A 15611-nucleotide genomic window follows, 5' to 3' on the forward strand; every position below is an offset into this window, starting at 1 on the left:
GGCCTGCCCAAGACCCGCTCGGGCAAGATCATGCGCCGCATCCTGCGCAAGATCGCCGAAAACGACTTCGGCGCATTGGGCGACACCTCGACCCTCGCCGACCCGTCCGTCGTCGATGACCTCATCGAAAACCGGATGAACAAGGCGTGATCTTTCGGAAATTGCGAACAATCAAGGCGGCTCTCGGGCCGCCTTTTCTGTTTCCGATTTGATTAACCTTTTCGACACTCTGTGGCTGCAAAGGCGGCATCAAGGCGATATGATCCGGATGTGGGGGCTCCGAAAAGGACGGAGCATGACATGCCGTTTATACAGTCCAAGCTGCCGAACACCGCGTCACACGTGATCCGGCCGACCGAAGCAATTGGCCGGGCGAAAGCGTTCATCCCGTCGGTCCCGGCCTCGCCGAATGCGGATCAGACGCCTTTGCCCACCGATGACAGGGCAGTTGCACCAACCGCGCCCCCGACGGCGGTGCAGCTTCAGATCAAGGCCATCCTGACCGAACAGGCCCGAATGCGTGCCGACGAACAACAGGATGCATCCGAAACGCCCTTCTGACGACGATCGGTCCCGGCGACCTGCAAAGCTGTTCACTTGCGCCTGAATGCGATATTGATCATTCTCTTCCCCTTGCTCCTGCTCTTCAATCGGTGCAAGGAAAGACGTGCAACGCGGGGGTTACCCGTTGAAACAGTGGAGCCTCGGTCCATGCGACGACGAGGCCACAGCATGGCCAAGAGATAGTACCGGGCGAGGGACAGCATGACCGAGACCAAGCATGACGCGGATGTGGCATTCATCGAAGCGCTGGCAAAGCTCCTGCGGGAGAACGACCTGACAGAACTTCAGGTCAAACGCGAATATGGCGAAGATGACAGCCTGAACGTGCGCGTCAGCCGCATCATGCAGATGGCACCGGCCGCCGCCCCTGCCCCGATCGCCGCGCCGACCGCAACGGCGGCGCAGGCCCCGGCGGCTTCAGCCGCGCCCGAGGACCCGGCAGCGCATCCCGGCGCGGTCACGTCACCGATGGTCGGTACTGTCTACATGCAGGCGGAACCTGGCGCGCCCTCGTTCATTTCGGTTGGCCAGCAGATCAACGAAGGCGATACCCTGCTTATCGTCGAGGCGATGAAGACGATGAACCACATCCCGGCGCCGCGCAGCGGCACGGTGAAACGCATTCTGGTCGAGGACGGCGCACCTGTCGAATACGGCGCCCCCCTCGTCATCCTCGAATAACCGGGGCACAGGCATGTTTGACAAGATCCTGATTGCCAACCGGGGCGAAATCGCCCTTCGCGTGATCCGAGCCTGCCGCGAGATGGGCGTGGCCAGTGTTGCCGTCCACTCGACCGCGGATGCGGACGCGATGCATGTCCGCATGGCCGACGAGGCCATCTGCATCGGCCCACCGTCTTCGGCCGAAAGCTACCTGTCCATACCCGCCATCATCTCGGCCTGCGAAGTGACGGGCGCACAGGCGATCCATCCGGGCTACGGGTTCCTCTCGGAAAACGCGCGCTTCGTCCAGATCGTCGAGGACCACGCGCTGACCTTCATCGGCCCGACTGCGGAACATATCCGCATCATGGGCGACAAGATCACCGCCAAGGACACGATCAAGGCGCTGGGTGTGCCCTGCGTGCCCGGATCGGACGGTGGTGTGGCCGATCTCGCCGAGGCCAAGGCCGTGGGCGACCAGATCGGATACCCGGTCATCGTCAAGGCGACCGCCGGCGGGGGTGGTCGCGGCATGAAGGTGGCTCAGACGGCTGCCGACATGGAACGCGCATTCCAGACCGCGCGGTCCGAGGCCAAGGCCGCCTTCGGCAATGACGAGGTCTATATCGAGAAATACCTCACCACGCCGCGCCATATCGAGGTGCAGGTCTTTGGCGACGGCAAGGGCAAGGCGGTCCATCTGGGCGAGCGGGACTGTTCCTTGCAACGCCGCCACCAGAAGGTTCTGGAAGAGGCGCCCGGCCCCAGCATCACCGCAGAGGAACGCGCCCGGATCGGAAAGATCTGCGCCGATGCCGTGGCCAAGATCAACTATGCGGGCGCCGGCACCATCGAGTTCCTGTACGAGAACGGCGAATTCTATTTCATCGAGATGAACACCCGCCTGCAGGTCGAGCACCCGGTGACCGAGGCGATCTTCGGGGTCGACCTGGTGCGCGAACAGATTCGCGTGGCATCTGGCCTGCCCCTGTCGTTCGAGCAGGACGATCTGGTCATCAACGGCCATTCGATCGAGGCGCGGATCAATGCGGAAAAGTTGCCGAATTTCTCGCCGTCCCCTGGTCGGATCACGCAGTATCACGTGCCTGGCGGCCTGGGCGTTCGGATGGACAGCGCGCTTTACGATGGCTATATGATCCCTCCCTATTACGACAGCCTGATCGGCAAGCTGATCGTGCATGGCCGCGACCGGGACGAAGCCCTGGCGCGGATGTCGCGGGCGCTTGGAGAGTTGATCGTGGACGGGGTGGACAGTACCGTGCCCCTCTTCCGCGATCTGCTTGACGATCCGGATGTGCGCAACGGCACCTACAATATCCATTGGCTCGAGGACTGGCTGGAGCGCACCTATGCAAACCCGCAGAGATAATTGCCCGCACGCCGAGTGCTGAGGCCGGTGGCGATGCGGCATGATCGTCACACCTGAACTCTTGCTGCAAGCCTATCGCGCGGGCGTGTTCCCGATGGCGGAGCATCGGAACGATCCGGAGTTGTTCTGGGTCGATCCGCGCAAACGCGGCGTGTTTCCGCTGGACGGGTTTCACATCTCGCGCAGCCTGGCCAAGACCTTGCGCCGCGATGCCTACCGCGTGACCCGCAACACCGCCTTCGCCGAGGTGATCGAGGCTTGCGCGGATCGCGCGGAGACCTGGATCAACCAGGACATCCGCGCGCTTTACCAGGAATTGCACAAACGCGGTGAAGCCCATTCCCTGGAAGTGTGGATGCAGGATCGTCTGGTCGGCGGCATATACGGCGTGAGCATCGGCGGCGCCTTCTGCGGCGAGAGCATGTTCTCGAGAGAGCGGGACGCTTCGAAGATCGCCTTGGCCTGGCTGGTCGATCTGCTGCGCCGGACCGGGTTCGTGCTGTTCGACACCCAGTTCCTCACCGATCACCTGGCGTCCCTAGGCGCGGTCGAGATCACCCGAACCGAGTATCGGGCGCAATTGGCCAGCGCCTTGGCGCTGCGGGCCGATTTCAACAGTGCCCCGCTTGCCGCTTCAGGTCAGGATGTGGTGCAGCGCAACACCCAGACGTCGTAACGCGGGTGGTCCATCGGGTTCAGCGCGGGCGACGATGCGATCATCCAGCCTTGATAGACCGGGGCGTCCTTGCCCACTTCGCTGATCGTGAGCGAGGCATAGGCTTCGCCGGCCGCGTTCGCCTCGGGATAACGGCATTCGTTCGCGGTGATGGTGATCCGACCCATCGAGGCCGATTGCCGCGCGTCGATCTCCAGATCCTCGACCTTGCCGGTCAGCTTGTCCAAGGCGCGAACGGTCACGCCCGTGCCATTAGACGTGGCAAGTTGCGCTGCCCCGGCGGATGCCAGGAACAGGGCTGCCAGACAGGCCATGACCCGTGCCATCATCACGCGGCCCTTCATCGCAAAAACCCTGCCGTCACTCGGGGCTCCAGGCCTCGTAATCCTGCCGTTCCGCGGGCTGCGGACGCCGGATCGACCCCGCCGGAGCATAGGCCAGTGCCGTACCGGTCAGGTTTTCCTGGTGCGGCTTTTCCCACGCCTTCTTGGGCAGCGGACGGTCCGCCGGAGATTGCTTGAACGTATGGTGCAGCCAGCCATGCCAATCGGGATCGACACGGCTTGCTTCCGCCTCGCCGTTGTAGATCACCCAGCGCTTCTTGCCGCCGTTCGACTGGTAGAAGACGTTGCCCTGGGTGTCCTCTCCGACTTTTTCGCCTTTGCGCCACGTATAGAACTGTGTGCCAAGTGTCTGCCCGTTCCACCAGGTGACAGCGCGAAGGAGGGTATTCAGAATGCCCATGGACGACTCCTCGGGGTTTGGTTCAGCGCTTTATAGGGCGTATTGCAGGCCAAGGTCCAGCGCAGCTATGACGCAGTGGGGGCCAGCGCGGTCACTTCGATCTCGATCCGGTACTTGGGGTCGATCAGACCGCATTCGATCATCGTTGCCGCGGGCGGGTTGTCGCCGAAGGTCCGCGCGAGGAGGTCGTGGCAGGCTTCGAATTCATGCCGGTCCGGCAGGTAATAGGTCACGCGGACCACGTCGGCCATTGACGCGCCGGCCTTTTCCAGCGCCCCCGCGATCACGTCCAGCGCGCTTTGGCACTGGTCGGCCACGGTATCGCCCTGCCCGACGGTGCCCGCGACATGGACAAAGCCCCCGGCCACAACGGCGCGGCAATAGCCGATCCTGGCCTCGAACGGGCTGCCTGACGAAATGCGTGTGATGGTCATGTGCTCTGTTCCCAAAAAGAAAGGCGGGCAAACTGCCCACCTTCACACCGTTAAACCGCCCGAGAAATCAGCCCGCTTCGGCAGGCTCTTTCTTCTGGTCCGCGTAGATCATCAGTGGCTTGGCCTCGGAGGTGACCGCCTCTTCGTTGACGACCACTTCGACCACCTCGTCCATGCCCGGAAGCTCGAACATTGTGTCGAGCAGGATGTCCTCGAGGATGGACCGCAGACCGCGTGCGCCCGTCTTGCGCTGGATCGCCCGTTTCGCGATGGCGCTCAGCGCGTCATCGGTGAAGGTCAGCGTGGTATCTTCCAGCTCGAACAGGCGCTGGTATTGCTTGACCAGCGCGTTCTTCGGCTGGGTCAGGATGATGATCAGCGCGTCTTCGTCGAGGTCTTCCAGCGTTGCGATCACCGGCAGACGACCGACGAATTCCGGGATCAGGCCGAACTTCAGAAGGTCTTCCGGCTCGAGCGACTTGAACGTCTCGCCGATGCCCTGTTCGCTGTCGTCGCGCACATCCGCGCCAAAGCCCATCGCCGAGCCCTTGCCACGCTGCTTGATGATCCGGTCCAGACCCGCAAAGGCCCCGCCGCAGATGAAAAGGATATTGGTCGTGTCCACCTGCAGGAATTCCTGCTGCGGATGCTTGCGCCCGCCCTGCGGCGGCACCGACGCAACCGTGCCTTCCATCAGCTTGAGCAACGCCTGCTGCACACCTTCGCCCGACACGTCTCGGGTGATCGACGGGTTTTCCGATTTGCGGGTGATCTTGTCGACCTCGTCGATATAGACGATGCCGCGCTGCGCGCGTTCGACATTGTATTCCGACGATTGCAGCAGCTTGAGGATGATGTTCTCGACATCCTCGCCCACGTAACCGGCTTCGGTCAGCGTGGTCGCATCCGCCATCGTGAAGGGCACATCCAGGATCCGCGCCAGCGTCTGGGCCAAAAGTGTCTTGCCGCAGCCGGTCGGCCCGATGAGCAGGATGTTGGACTTCGCCAGTTCGATGTCAGACGATTTCTGCGAATGGTTCAGACGCTTGTAGTGGTTGTGCACGGCCACCGACAGCACCCGCTTGGCCACCGCCTGCCCGATCACGTAATCGTCCAGCACATCGCAAATCTCGCGCGGGGTCGGCACCCCGTCGGTCGACTTCAGGCCACCGCCCTTGGTCTCTTCGCGGATGATGTCCATGCACAGTTCGACACATTCGTCACATATGAAGACGGTCGGACCGGCGATCAGCTTTCGGACTTCGTGTTGGCTCTTGCCGCAGAAGCTGCAGTAGAGAGTGTTCTTGCTGTCGCCGCCAGAATTCGTCGCCATGTCTTAACCTTTCCTGACTCACTTCAGGGCTGTAAATTTCGCAAACGCTAACCCTTAGCGTGTGTCACGTTTTCTTCCATAGACCTTAGGACAGCAAAACTTGGGTCACAACGTCAAAAACACAATAGAGACGGCGTGACCCAATCACGATTTAGTCTTCTTCTGTTCCCTTGGTCCGGTTCTCGACGATTTCGTCGATCAGTCCCCAGTCTTTCGCCTCTTCCGGAGACATGAAATTGTCGCGCTCCAGCGCCTGCTCGACTTTCTTGAGCGTCTGGCCCGTGTGCTTGACGTAGATTTCGTTCAGGCGCTGCTTGAGCTTCTGCGTTTCCTGCGCGTGGATCATGATGTCCGTTGCCTGGCCCTGATAGCCGCCAGAGGGCTGGTGCACCATCACGCGGCTGTTGGGAAGCGAAAACCGCATGCCCGCCGCACCGGCGGTCAGCAGCAGCGATCCCATCGACGCGGCCTGCCCGATGACCAGCGTGCTGACCTTCGGCTTGATGTATTGCATCGTGTCGTAGATCGACAGACCGCTGGTTACCACACCACCGGGGCTGTTGATGTACATGCTGATTTCCTTGGACGGGTTTTCCGCCTCGAGATGCAGAAGCTGCGCCACGATCAACGAGGACATGCCGTCATGCACAGGGCCGTTGAGGAAGATGATCCGCTCTTTCAGCAGGCGGGAAAAAATGTCGTAGGCCCGTTCGCCGCGGCTGGTCTGCTCGACCACCATGGGAACAAGATTGTTCATGTACGTGTCAATCGGATCTTTCATCTGTGCCTGCCTGGATGATGCGCCCGCCCGAAGGGGAGCTTGGTTGCGAGTTGCCCTGAGACTAGTGTCGGGCTCTGGGGGCTGCAAGGGGAAGCGGTACAGCATGTTGACTTGACCCGGCGCGGCGCGACGTTAGCTCGCATCAAATGCCCGAGACATTCCCGCCCCATCGCACCGCCGCGCTTGAAAAGCTGTCCGCCTTCCTGCCCGTGGCCGCGCGGGCCTACGCCACGCAACGCAACTACGATCGCGGCCCCGGCCGACACACTGCGGTCTCGACCCTCTCGCCGTATATCCGGCATCGCCTGATCACCGAACCCGAGGTGCTCGAGGCTGTTCTCGGCCGACACGCCCTCGGCAGTTCGGAAAAATTCGTCCAGGAAGTGTTCTGGCGCACCTACTGGAAAGGCTGGCTGGAAATGCGCCCCTCCGTGTGGGCCGGCTACCGGCAGGGGCTGGCCCGCGCCTGGGACCAGGTGCAGACCGGGTCGGGCCTGCGCGCCGAATGGGAAGCCGCCTGCAAGGGCGAGACTGGCATCGACGGCTTCGATGACTGGGCGCGCGAACTGGTCGAGACCGGCTACCTGCACAACCACGCCCGCATGTGGTTCGCGTCGATCTGGATCTTCACACTGCGCCTGCCCTGGGAACTGGGCGCGGATTTTTTCCTGCGCCACCTGCTGGACGGCGATCCGGCCTCCAACACGCTCAGCTGGCGCTGGGTCGCCGGGCTGCAGACGCCGGGAAAGAACTACGTGGCGCGAGCCTCCAATATCTCGAAATACACCGAAGGGCGCTTTTCACCGCTGCATCAACTGGCCGCAAATCCCGAGCCCCTGGACGGCCCGCCGCATCCGCCGCGCATCGAGGCGCCGGTCGGCGACAGGTTCGATCCGGCGAAACCGTCCGTCCTGCTGTTGCACGAGGACGATCTCAGCCCGGGATGGCTTTTCGAACGGGGATTGAAACCGCTGGCGACGGCCACGCTCGACGCGACCGGCCGGATCAGCCCACTGCAGGTCGCGCCGCAGGTCAGGACGTTCAAATCCGCGCTCCTGCAAGACTGCACATCGCGCTGGTCCGCCTCCCTCGGACCGCTGACCACCGATCTGACCTCCGCCGCGCGGATCGAAGATTGGGCGCGCAGCGCCGGTGCCGAACAGATCGTCACGCCCCATGCCCCGGTCGGCCCCGCGGTGTCGGTTCTGAACGAAATCCGCGCGCTGCCGGTGATCCGCCCGCTGCGCGAATTCGACCGCCGCGCCTGGCCCCATGCCACGGCAGGGTTCTTCAAATTCAAGAAGAAAATCCCCGACCTCCTCGGCGCGATGAAGGGCTTGCACACCGTCTGATCTTCTTCTCTTTCCAAATATGCTGGGGGGTTTGGGGGGCCAGCCCCCCAATCGGTCGGATCGCGCAGCGATCCGATACATTGCCAAGACGAAAAAGGCCGGGACAATGCCCGGCCTTTCCCAAATGCGAAACCCGCAGGATCAGCCGAACATGTCCGTCGTGATGCCCTCGTACCAACCGATGCTTTCCTCGTAGGTCGCCTTGCGCATGGCCACGTCTTCGCCGGTCTGGCTGACGAAACTCGACACGCTGGCGATCTTTTCGTCGTTCGGCTCGTAGGCCGCGCCGACCTTGACCCCGTCATCGGTCGCGATCAGCGACCAGCAGGTGTTGGAATATTTCGCCGGAAACACCCGGCTGCCGGTCAACGCGCCGCGCACCGCCATCGCCGCCACCTTGGCCTGCGAATTCGCCGAAAACCCGGATTTTGGCATGTCGCCCTGGTTGGTCGCGTCGCCCAGGATGTGGATGTTCTCATCCAGACGCGACACCATGCTGTGCCCGTCCACCGGGGCCCAATTGCCATCGGTCAGGCCCGCGGCTTCGCAAATCAGGCCCGCCTTCTGCGCCGGGATCACGTTGACGACATCGGCGTTGATCACTTCGCCGTCCACGTCGACCGTCATCGCCGCAGGATCGACGGTGACATTCTCGCCGCCGAAATCCGGGCCGATCCGGGTGATCATGCCGGAATAATGTTTCTGCCAGCCTTCCTCGAACAGACCCTGTTTCGAGAAATTCGCCTTCGGGTCGGCGATGATGATCTTGGCCGTCGGGTTGTTGGCCTTGAGCACATGCGCGACCATCGAGATCCGTTCATAGGGTCCGGGCGGGCATCGATACGGGTTGGGCGGGGCCACCATCACGTAGGTGCCGCCTTCCGGCATCGCCATGATCTGCGCCTTGAGCAGTTCGGTCTGGCTGCCGCCCTTGTAAGCATGCGGCATCGCGTTCTGGGCCGAGACGTCCCAGCCGGGCACCGATCCGTCGACAAAGTCGATGCCCGGGCTGAGGATCAGCCGGTCGTAAGGCACCGAACCGCCCCCCGCCAGCGCCACCGTCTTGGCGTCGCGATCGACCCCCGTCGCCCAGTCATGCACCACGTTGATCCCGTAGTCAGATGCCAGCTTGCCGTAGGAATGCGACAGGTTTTCGAGATCCCAGAACCCGCCGATATAGAGGTTGGAAAAGAAGCAGGTATAATAGCTGCGCGTAGGTTCGATCAGCGTGACGTCGATCTCGCCGGCGCTGTCCTTGGCGATATAGCGGGCGGCAGTCGCCCCGCCTGCGCCGCCGCCGACGACAACCACCTTGGGAATGCCGTGAGAAGCCGCGTGGACCATCGGCGCGCCAAGCGTCGATGCTGCCGCCATCCCTGTGCCAACAAAGGCACGTCTGTTGAGTTTCATGGTGTTTTCCTCCCTTTGGAACTCATGTTCCGTTCTGTGACGCCGCAGTCTCTTTCGGACCCTTACTCACCTTGCGCAAAATACGCCGCCAGCGCGGCGATCTCTTCGTCGGACAACCGGGATGCCATCATCTGCATCACCGGGTGCGGCCTGATCTGTCTCTTGTAGGCATGCATCGCCACGACGAAATCCTCGGTCGGCCAGTTCGTGATCGCGGGAATGCCCTTGTCAGAACCGTCCTGCTGGTGGCAGGTCTTGCATTCGCTGGCCAGGTATTCGCCGTAATCCGTGTCACCCACTATCGCCAAAACTTCGGGCGAGAGGTCGACCTCGCGCGGCTGTGCGGTGGGGGCGGCTTCGGGGATGTTCTGCGGGCTGGCCGAGAACTGGCGCAGATAGGCGAGGATATCCGACCGGTCCTGCGGGTCTTTCAGACCGGCGAAATTCATCCGCGTCCGCGACACCAGCGCCTTGGGGTTCTCGAGATAGGCATCGAGATTTGCCAATTCCCAGGTAAGGCCGTCGGCGCCCATCATCTTCATGTCATCGGAGTACCGGAACCCCTCATGCGCGCCTGCGCGGCGGCCGAAAATGCCGTTCAGATGCGGGCCGATCCGATCTTCGGCGCCCTGGCCGATCTGGTGGCAGGACGTGCATTGCGCGAACACCTCCCGGCCTTTTTCCGGGTCGCCGAAATCAAGCGCGGCGGCATCCGCAACCACGGGTTCCGGCGCGGGCCGGGCCATTTCGGCAGCGGGTGTCTCGACCAGCGCCGCCTGCCTCGCGGATTCGGCGTCCCGGAGCGCCGCCGCCAGGGCGGTTTCCAGTTCCGAAAGTCTGGCGTGCAGATCGGCAGAGCGGGAAGCCTGTTCTTGCAGTGAGGAATTACGCTTTTCGAGCTGCGTGAGCCGGTCGGTCAGTGCGACGAGTTCCTGGGCGCGGTGGTCTCGCGCGGTCCAGCCGTAGGCGGCGCCCAGCATGAGCGCCGTGCCTCCAACAACCAAACCGAATATGCCTGACCTGTTCATCCCAAATGTCTTGTCCCAATAATCCTCGGCACGTCATGGCAGAATGCCCCAAAGGCAGCGGCACGGCGAGCTTTTGTTCCGCCGTGCCGGCGTGTTTTATTCGAAGGAGGCCAGATAGGCGGTTACTGCCGCGATATCTTCTGCCGACTTCAGTCCCGCGAAACTCATCTTGGTTCCCTTGGCGAAACCGCGCGGATCCTCGAGGAATGCCGCCAGCGAATCAGCAGTCCATGCGCCATCCATGCCTTCCAGCGTCTTGGAGTACTTGAAGCCGTCCACAGAGGCGATATCCGCGCCGACGATCCCGTTGAGTATCGGACCCACGCGGTTTTTCGCGCCGTCACCGACCTGGTGACAGGCCTTGCACTTGCCGAACACCTTCTCGCCAGCGGCGACCAGCGCAGGGTCCACCGCGTCGGCGGCAGGCTCCGCCTCGGCCACGGCAGCGGCAACTTCGGGTTCCGCTTCGGTCTCTGAGGCGACAGCCGCCGCTTCGATCACCTCTTCCGCCGTCTCGGCTGCCTCGTCTTCCGGAGTGACGTTGAGAACCGACGCTCGCATGGTGATTTCGACGCTGTCCTTGCAGTTTTCCATGCAGGGCTCGGTGCGCCACATGGGATATTCGGACTCGGCGCGATCATCGACGATGAACCCGTTGGCGTTGGGCATCTCGACCTCGAGGAAGTTCTCGTTGCTCAGCACGAAATCGTCTTCGACGAGGAAGTTCGAATACAGGATATAGGCGACGATGGCATAAACATCGTCATCGCTCAGGGTTTGCGCGCTGCCATATGGCATCGAACGATGGATGTAGTCCCACGCGGTCGACAGGTAAGGCCAGTAACTGCCCACGGTCTTGACCGGATCGTCATTTGCGAGGGTTCCGTCACCGCCTGCCAGTTCCGGCCAATTGCCGACGCCTTCGGCGAATTCACCGTGACAGACCGCGCAGTTCTCGGAAAAGACCATCTCGCCGTCTTCGACCGACCCGGACCCGACCGGCAGACCGGTGCCATCGGGGCTGACATCGACATCCCAGGCCGCGATTTCTTCCGGCAGGGCCGGACGGCCAAGCCCGAACGTGCCCTCGCCGGCTCCGGTCGAGGCGTTGGCCGCGCCGACAAGCCCGCCGGACAGGACCGGCGGAGCGATGGCCGTCATCACGGCGGGGTTGTCGGGGAAACCAGCGATATTGCGGTCGGCGAAATTGACGGCCATGGTCAGCACGGCAATCGTGCCAAGCGCGGTGCCGCCGAAAAGATTAAGAGACTTCGACATTTTCGGCCTCCCCGTTGGGTTTGACGTGCCACGTCTGGATACAGTTGTTGTGGTAGATCGAGTTCTCGCCACGGACCTCGCGCAGTTGCGCCTTGGTCGGTTGCACATACCCGGTTTCGTCCATTGCCCGCGACTGGAGCAGCATGTCCTCGCCGTTCCATTCGGTGTCGAGATAGAAGCGCGTCAGCGCCATCTTCTCGCCCGGCTTGGCCAGACGCGCGGTTTCCCATGTCTTGCCACCGTCCTTGGACACGTCCACGCGGGTGATCGCGCCGTGGCCCGACCAGGCCAGCCCGGTGATGACCAGCGGACCTGCGCCGTGGGTGATCGGCGATTGCGGGCTGGGCGAGGTGACGACGGATTTCGCGTCCATCACCCATGTCCACTTGCGGCTTGTGCCGTCTTCCAGCGTGTCGGTGTATTTCGACGTTTCCTCGCGGCTTTCGACCGCGTTTGCCGTGACTTCGATGCGACGGATCCACTTGACCCACAAATTGCCTTCCCAGCCGGGCACGACAAGACGCACCGGATAGCCATGTTCCTTGCGCAGCGCTTCGCCATTGGCCTTGAACGCGACCAGGACATCGTCCAGCGCCTTGTCCATCGGGATCGACCGCCCGTTCGAGGACGCATCCGCGCCTTCGACATAGACCCATTTGTCCGACAGATCGCCCGCCGCCTTGAGCCCGGCTTCACCCAGAAGCGTACGCAGCGACACGCCGGTATATTCCATGTTATGGATCATGCCGTGGGTGAACTGCGCACCGTTCAGCTGTGCGCCGGCCCATTCCATGCCGGTATTGGCGGCACATTCACAGAAATAGACGTGGTTCTCGCGAGGGAAGCGTTCGAGATCGGCATAGGTGAAAACCAGTGGTGTATCGACCAGACCGTTGATCATCAGGCGGTAATCTTCCTTGCGCAGCTCGATGGCCCCCGAGTGGTGACGCTCGAACGCGCAGCCCTGCGGCGTGATCGTGCCGTCCAGCGCGTGGATCGGTGTGAAGTTGATCGAGCTGGTGGTATCGGCGGTGAGCCATTCCACGTTGCGCCGCACCACGTCGCTTTCGTACTGGATCGGCAGACCGTAAGGCGTGGCGTCCACGCCATCGCCAAAGGACATCGCCCAGTCCTGCACCTCGGTGATCAGCGGATCGGGTTCATTCGCCCGCGCAGCGCCCGCAGCGGTCAGCCCTGCCGCAGCCGCGGCAGAGCCCCGCAGGAACGCGCGGCGGGAGGGTTTGAGCATATCAGACATATCTCACACTCCGGTTGAAGTTACGCGCCCACAACGGTGACGCTGTCATTGGGTTTAAGGCTGACGGTGCCAAGCTTCTTGATATGCGCTTCGACCACGTCCCAGATTTGCGGACCTTCGGTGCCTTCATTGACCGACGCCCAGCCGGCGACGACATAATTCTTCGCCGGATCAATGGCTTCGCCGGTCTTGAGCAGCACCATGTCGGTGATCCGTTCGCCCTGCGGTTTGCGCACGTCGATGCGGTAGCCCATGCCCCCGATGCGCACCATGTCGCCGCCCTGCTGGTAGTAGGGATCGGGGTTGAAGATGTTGTCGGCCACGTCTTCGAGGATGACCTTGATGAATTCGCCCGTCATTTCAGACCGGTACGCCTTGCCATAACTCATCGACGTGACGTTCCAGATATCCTCGCGGGTGATGTCGTCACCGGGGATCAGGCTTGGCCCCCAGCGCACGCCGGGCGACATGGCGATGTCGGCCTCGCGTTCGCTCAGAAGCGCATCACAGATCAGGTCATCCCAGGTGCCGTTGAAGTTGCCCCGGCGATACAGAAGGCTGTCGGTCTGGCCGATCACCTCTTCCAGTTCGGCTTTGAAGGGCGCGCGCTGTTCGTCGATCAGCGCGGTCATTTCAGCATCGGGTTCGATCACGTCCGAGAAGATCGGGATCAGCTTGTGGCGGAAGCCCATCATGCGGCCGTTCTGAATGTCCAGATCGACGCGGCTGACGAACTTGCCGTTGGAGCCGGAGGCGACGATGATCGTCTCGCCCACCAGCACTGGTTCAGGCAGCGCGTCATGGGTGTGGCCCGACAGGATCACGTCGATGCCGGTGACCTTGCTGGCCATGCTCTTGTCCACGTCAAAGCCATTGTGGCTCAGGCAGACAACGCATTCGGCACCCTGCGCGCGCACTTCGTCAACCATGGCCTGCATGTTTTCGTCGCGGATGCCAAAGGAGTATTCAGGGAACATCCAGCCGGGATTGGCGATCGGCATGTAGGGGAAGGCCTGACCGATCACGGCGATCTTGACACCACCGCGTTCGAAAAACTTGTACGGCGGGAACAGTTCGGCCGGTTCGTCCCACTCGGCGTCGAAGATGTTCTGACCCAGCGCGGCAAAGGGCAGACCCTCGACGATTTCCTGCACGCGGGCGGAGCCGAGTGTGAATTCCCAGTGGAAGGTCATCGCGTCCGGCTTGAGACCGTTCATCACGTTGACCATGTCCTGCCCTTCGGTGTGATGACAGGTGTATGACCCGTGCCACGTGTCACCGCCATCGAGCAGCAGCGCATCGGGGCGGTCGGCCCGGATCGCGTTGACCACGGTGGCCACGCGATCCAGTCCTCCTACACGCCCATAGGCCTTGGCGAGGGAGGAGAAATCGCCGGAGCTGAGTGCGTAATGGGAAGGGCTTCCGTCATCGATGCCGTAGAGCTTGCGGAAATCGGCCCCGGTCACGTGCGGCACGGCACCACGGTTTTCGCCCACCCCGATATTCACCGACGGTTCACGGAAATAGATCGGCTTGAGCTGCGCGTGAATGTCGGTGACATGGATCAGCGAGACATTGCCAAAGGTGTCGAACTGCAAAAGCTGGTCCTGCGTCAGCGCCTGCTGCGCTGCCAGCCGGGACCAGTTGCCGAAACCGGACGCGCCGACAATCGCGGACGCTGCCATCGACACCTGAAGGAAATCGCGACGTGAAATCATGGGAGGGGCCTTCTTGGATTTCCGGTCACACATTCGCATGTGTGAATGAGTTGTTAGTCAAAAACCCCACGCCAATGAAAGCGCGGGGTTGATTGGTTTAGTTGCGGACCGACGGGCCTTCGACCGAAAGGCCATTGCCGCGCGATGCCACATAAAGCTCGAGCGCCACGAACTCGGGCGAACCCGGCGCGTAGGTTTCAGCGCGTGTGTCACGAACGCAGCCCTTGAAACGACCGTGAACAGTGTTCAGCTTGGCGTTCTTCAGACGGTATGTCGGGAAGCCGTTGATCTGGCCCTGGCTCAGGTGGTCGGCGCGGATGTAATTGCCGTAATTGTCTTCGTGGCAATTCGCGCAGGACAGTTCAAGCTGACCCGTGCGGGTGTAATAAAGCTCTTTGCCCTGCTCCCACGTTTCCGCGACCGGGCCGTCGATGGCGACATTCACCGGCATGCCACGTGACTGCACCGAGATCAGCGCTTCCATCGCAGCCATTGGTGCACTGTCGTACTTATACGCCTCAGCGCCCATCTGGTTGGTGCGGCAGTCGTTGATCTGCATGGCCAGAGTGCGGACTTCGCCGGCCTCTTCGTTCCACTTGGGATAGACGGCGCGAACACCTTCCATCGACTCGGGACCTTCGTGGCAGGATGCGCAGGATTTGTCGGCGCTGCCTTCGACGGTGTTCCATGCATCCATCGCCTGATCCACAAAGATCATGCCCGGATTGTCGAAGGTGTCGGCCTGCATGGACTGCGTGTCATCCTCGCGGAAGTGCCAGCCCGACATGATCGGGTCGACTCCGGTGCCTTCCATATGCGCGGGTGCTGCGGTCTTGGTGATCATTTCCTGACCGTCAATCGCAAGCGTGTCGTCATCCGCACCACCAGCGAAAAGCACCGGGGCCGAGATGGCCAGCGCGGCTAACGCGGTCATTGCCTTGTATTTCATTCTGTTCCCTCCCAAAATCACCCCTGCCCCGTG

General features: G+C 62.2%; 16 protein-coding genes. 5 read left to right on the top strand and 11 right to left on the bottom strand.

Translation table 11 applies throughout. The features are described 5' to 3' along the window. Positions 1-300: 300 nt before the first annotated feature. The 4 genes from LCF60_RS10890 to aat all read left to right on the top strand — a co-directional run bounded on the left by LCF60_RS10890 (position 301) and on the right by aat (position 3293). Positions 301-561: a hypothetical protein gene (locus LCF60_RS10890; RefSeq protein ID WP_292291763.1), complete on the top strand. Its 261-nt coding sequence runs from the start codon at positions 301-303 to the stop codon at positions 559-561. Between the two features lie 204 nt (positions 562-765). Then, positions 766-1245 carry an acetyl-CoA carboxylase biotin carboxyl carrier protein gene (gene accB, locus LCF60_RS10895; RefSeq protein ID WP_292291764.1) on the top strand — a complete coding sequence of 160 codons (480 nt, stop codon included), beginning with the start codon at positions 766-768 and terminating at the stop codon, positions 1243-1245. Between the two features lie 13 nt (positions 1246-1258). Further along, entirely contained in the window at positions 1259-2617 is a 1359-nt protein-coding gene (gene accC / locus LCF60_RS10900; protein ID WP_292291766.1) for an acetyl-CoA carboxylase biotin carboxylase subunit, read from the top strand. Positions 2618-2657: 40 nt separating this feature from the next. Then, a complete protein-coding gene (gene aat / locus LCF60_RS10905; protein WP_292291768.1) occupies positions 2658-3293 on the top strand; it encodes a leucyl/phenylalanyl-tRNA--protein transferase in 636 nt (211 codons plus the stop codon). Here the strand turns inward: aat and LCF60_RS10910 are convergent. The 5 genes from LCF60_RS10910 to LCF60_RS10930 form a co-directional block, all read right to left on the bottom strand. Next, entirely contained in the window at positions 3257-3637 is a 381-nt protein-coding gene (locus LCF60_RS10910) for a DUF2155 domain-containing protein (RefSeq protein ID WP_292291769.1), read from the bottom strand. The two genes, aat and LCF60_RS10910, sit on opposite strands and share 37 nt — an antisense overlap. 16 nt (positions 3638-3653) lie before the next feature. Beyond that, the gene (locus LCF60_RS10915; RefSeq protein WP_292291770.1) at positions 3654-4037 is read right to left on the bottom strand and encodes an NADH:ubiquinone oxidoreductase subunit NDUFA12; all 384 of its coding nucleotides are present in this window, start codon (positions 4035-4037) and stop codon (positions 3654-3656) included. A 65-nt stretch (positions 4038-4102) separates the two neighbouring features. Continuing rightward, positions 4103-4471 (bottom strand): RidA family protein, encoded by a 369-nt coding sequence (locus LCF60_RS10920; RefSeq protein WP_292291772.1) that lies wholly within the window; start codon positions 4469-4471, stop codon positions 4103-4105. Between the two features lie 67 nt (positions 4472-4538). Beyond that, positions 4539-5804, bottom strand: coding sequence for an ATP-dependent Clp protease ATP-binding subunit ClpX (gene clpX / locus LCF60_RS10925; protein ID WP_292291773.1), 1266 nt, complete (start codon positions 5802-5804; stop codon positions 4539-4541). Positions 5805-5955: 151 nt separating this feature from the next. Next, a complete protein-coding gene (locus LCF60_RS10930; protein WP_292291774.1) occupies positions 5956-6585 on the bottom strand; it encodes an ATP-dependent Clp protease proteolytic subunit in 630 nt (209 codons plus the stop codon). A gap of 146 nt (positions 6586-6731) precedes the next feature. Here LCF60_RS10930 and LCF60_RS10935 point away from each other — a divergent pair, with 146 nt between their 5' ends. Then, entirely contained in the window at positions 6732-7937 is a 1206-nt protein-coding gene (locus LCF60_RS10935) for an FAD-binding domain-containing protein (protein WP_292291775.1), read from the top strand. Between the two features lie 141 nt (positions 7938-8078). On the opposite strand, the gene LCF60_RS10940 is transcribed toward LCF60_RS10935, so the two are convergent. From LCF60_RS10940 to soxA, 6 genes are all read right to left on the bottom strand, one after another. Continuing rightward, positions 8079-9347, bottom strand: a complete 1269-nt coding sequence (locus tag LCF60_RS10940; protein WP_292291776.1) for an NAD(P)/FAD-dependent oxidoreductase — start codon at positions 9345-9347, stop codon at positions 8079-8081. A gap of 62 nt (positions 9348-9409) precedes the next feature. Further along, positions 9410-10093 carry a c-type cytochrome gene (locus tag LCF60_RS10945; RefSeq protein WP_292291847.1) on the bottom strand — a complete coding sequence of 228 codons (684 nt, stop codon included), beginning with the start codon at positions 10091-10093 and terminating at the stop codon, positions 9410-9412. Between the two features lie 378 nt (positions 10094-10471). Next, positions 10472-11653: a c-type cytochrome gene (locus LCF60_RS10950; protein WP_292291777.1), complete on the bottom strand. Its 1182-nt coding sequence runs from the start codon at positions 11651-11653 to the stop codon at positions 10472-10474. Beyond that, positions 11637-12911: a sulfite dehydrogenase gene (gene soxC / locus LCF60_RS10955; protein WP_292291778.1), complete on the bottom strand. Its 1275-nt coding sequence runs from the start codon at positions 12909-12911 to the stop codon at positions 11637-11639. The genes LCF60_RS10950 and soxC overlap by 17 nt, the downstream gene beginning before the upstream one ends. Positions 12912-12931: 20 nt before the next feature. Continuing rightward, positions 12932-14629, bottom strand: coding sequence for a thiosulfohydrolase SoxB (gene soxB / locus LCF60_RS10960; protein ID WP_292291779.1), 1698 nt, complete (start codon positions 14627-14629; stop codon positions 12932-12934). A gap of 97 nt (positions 14630-14726) precedes the next feature. Continuing rightward, the gene (soxA, locus tag LCF60_RS10965; protein WP_292291780.1) at positions 14727-15578 is read right to left on the bottom strand and encodes a sulfur oxidation c-type cytochrome SoxA; all 852 of its coding nucleotides are present in this window, start codon (positions 15576-15578) and stop codon (positions 14727-14729) included. Between the last annotated feature and the right edge of the window lie 33 nt (positions 15579-15611).

The organism is Marivita sp., from assembly GCF_020055635.1.
Taxonomy (GTDB): Bacteria; Pseudomonadota; Alphaproteobacteria; order Rhodobacterales; family Rhodobacteraceae; genus Marivita.

Excerpts from the sequence above, each read along its gene's own strand:
- LCF60_RS10910 (WP_292291769.1), bottom strand. The coding sequence starts at position 3,637 with ATGAAGGGCCGCGTGATGATGGCACGGGTCATGGCCTGTCTGGCAGCC.
- clpX (WP_292291773.1), bottom strand. The coding sequence starts at position 5,804 with ATGGCGACGAATTCTGGCGGCGACAGCAAGAACACTCTCTACTGCAGC.
- LCF60_RS10935 (WP_292291775.1), top strand. The coding sequence starts at position 6,732 with ATGCCCGAGACATTCCCGCCCCATCGCACCGCCGCGCTTGAAAAGCTG.
- aat (WP_292291768.1), top strand. The coding sequence starts at position 2,658 with ATGATCGTCACACCTGAACTCTTGCTGCAAGCCTATCGCGCGGGCGTG.
- LCF60_RS10930 (WP_292291774.1), bottom strand. The coding sequence starts at position 6,585 with ATGAAAGATCCGATTGACACGTACATGAACAATCTTGTTCCCATGGTG.
- LCF60_RS10945 (WP_292291847.1), bottom strand. The coding sequence starts at position 10,093 with ATGGCCCGGCCCGCGCCGGAACCCGTGGTTGCGGATGCCGCCGCGCTT.
- LCF60_RS10920 (WP_292291772.1), bottom strand. The coding sequence starts at position 4,471 with ATGACCATCACACGCATTTCGTCAGGCAGCCCGTTCGAGGCCAGGATC.
- soxB (WP_292291779.1), bottom strand. The coding sequence starts at position 14,629 with ATGATTTCACGTCGCGATTTCCTTCAGGTGTCGATGGCAGCGTCCGCG.
- LCF60_RS10915 (WP_292291770.1), bottom strand. The coding sequence starts at position 4,037 with ATGGGCATTCTGAATACCCTCCTTCGCGCTGTCACCTGGTGGAACGGG.
- accC (WP_292291766.1), top strand. The coding sequence starts at position 1,259 with ATGTTTGACAAGATCCTGATTGCCAACCGGGGCGAAATCGCCCTTCGC.
- soxA (WP_292291780.1), bottom strand. The coding sequence starts at position 15,578 with ATGAAATACAAGGCAATGACCGCGTTAGCCGCGCTGGCCATCTCGGCC.
- LCF60_RS10950 (WP_292291777.1), bottom strand. The coding sequence starts at position 11,653 with ATGTCGAAGTCTCTTAATCTTTTCGGCGGCACCGCGCTTGGCACGATT.
- soxC (WP_292291778.1), bottom strand. The coding sequence starts at position 12,911 with ATGTCTGATATGCTCAAACCCTCCCGCCGCGCGTTCCTGCGGGGCTCT.
- LCF60_RS10890 (WP_292291763.1), top strand. The coding sequence starts at position 301 with ATGCCGTTTATACAGTCCAAGCTGCCGAACACCGCGTCACACGTGATC.
- accB (WP_292291764.1), top strand. The coding sequence starts at position 766 with ATGACCGAGACCAAGCATGACGCGGATGTGGCATTCATCGAAGCGCTG.
- LCF60_RS10940 (WP_292291776.1), bottom strand. The coding sequence starts at position 9,347 with ATGAAACTCAACAGACGTGCCTTTGTTGGCACAGGGATGGCGGCAGCA.